Origin of the sequence: Collinsella sp. AF04-24 (assembly GCF_003465685.1) — a bacterium.
Taxonomy (GTDB): domain Bacteria; phylum Actinomycetota; class Coriobacteriia; order Coriobacteriales; family Coriobacteriaceae; genus Collinsella; species Collinsella aerofaciens_AP.
Window position 1 is genome coordinate 1 of the sequence record NZ_QSBK01000033.1, and the last position, 1,373, is coordinate 1,373.

Here is a 1,373-nt window from a genome sequence, read left to right on the forward strand (position 1 = left end):
CGTCCAGAAGCTCGAGCCCATGGCGCTTTTTCGCGGGTCCAGGCTGTTTGGGCGAACGTGTCGCAACGGCGCCGACCGCAAAAAGGACCGCGACGTATGCCAGGGCCACGGCAAGCATCGATGCGCTGCCTGAACCGGAGCCAATGAATTCTGTCGGGAAGCATCCTACGTAACCCGTTGCCTCGATAGGCGAGAATACGGCCAGCGGCAGGAGATTGAGCGCGGCGTTATGCTCCAGTGCCGAATCGGACAGTAACGGGAATGCCGGGGCCGCGACAAGCAGCGCGGAGGCAAGGGGGCCCGCGAGGACGCGCCTCGTTGCGGTCGATAGGACGGCGGAACAAACGGATATCAAGGTTCCGCCCGCAAGAAGCGCGATAAGCAGGGCTGTGAAGACGTTTCCCGCAGCCGTGGTGGCAAGCGCGCCGTCATGGAAGAAGGCGATCGGGTACCCAATTTGCCCGAAGCCGTTTAGGGCCAAGGCGTAAATGCCCCCGGGTGCGAGGCCGGCGAGGAGCATCGCGGTCCCCGCGGCGATTATCGAAAACACGATCTGGATAAGGCGCCGGAATTTGGGCACGGGCGCCTTCGCCGCCAGGGTCGCAGGCCTTGTGGCGCCGAGCACGAGTATCGACGAGAGAAGGAAGGGAATGAAGGGAAGGAAAGACGGCGCCGTGGCAACGGCGTAAGGCAGGAAGGAAAGGAATGGCAGGTCGTTTGCGGAGGCCGGGATATCCGTGATGCCGGAGCTGCTCAGGGCACGGCAATATGCGAGCTCCGCGTCATTGGTCTCTCGGTCTCCCACGATGGACCCGGATTGGAAGCCTTCGCCCATGAGCGCGTAGTAGCTCTCGGCAGAATCGAGAAAGGCGGCGTCGGTTTGAGCGGCAAGGGCGGCGTTCGCGTATCTTGAAAGCTCCGCGTCATTTTGCTGCTCTGGAGATAGGTCTGTGCCGTTGGCTTGGGGTGCGCGCGTATTGAATGCGTCGACAAAGCTCTGCATGCCCTGCTTCATAAAGAAGGGCCCGTAGATGGGTGAATTGAACGCAATGGGGATGGAGAAGGCCGCAGCGAGAACGAGCGTAGAGATCCATACGGCCCTGTCTCTTAGGATTAGTTTGAGAAGAAGTCGACAGTACATTTAGAAGCACCTGCATTTCTCAAAGCATCGTTAGATTAATAATGACAGACCGAATGAAGATGCGTGCGATGGGGGCGAGGCGAGTGGCTGAGCGGTATCGATATGCGGGTTCAACGGTATTATATTGACCACATAGATTATTAACTTGCATTTCTAACAGTTAAGGAGACGGGTGCTTTCCAGCACACTCCTTCGATGATGCCTTCCGCTAGTTGCTATGCCGGTTTCAGCC

The 1,373-nt window shown here is 58.6% G+C and carries 1 protein-coding gene; it reads right to left on the bottom strand.

The genetic code is table 11. The features are described from left to right. Positions 1–1,015 (bottom strand): hypothetical protein (locus tag DWV32_RS09760; protein WP_147346229.1); only part of this gene is annotated, 1,015 nt, incomplete at its 3' end. Between the last annotated feature and the right edge of the window lie 358 nt (positions 1,016–1,373).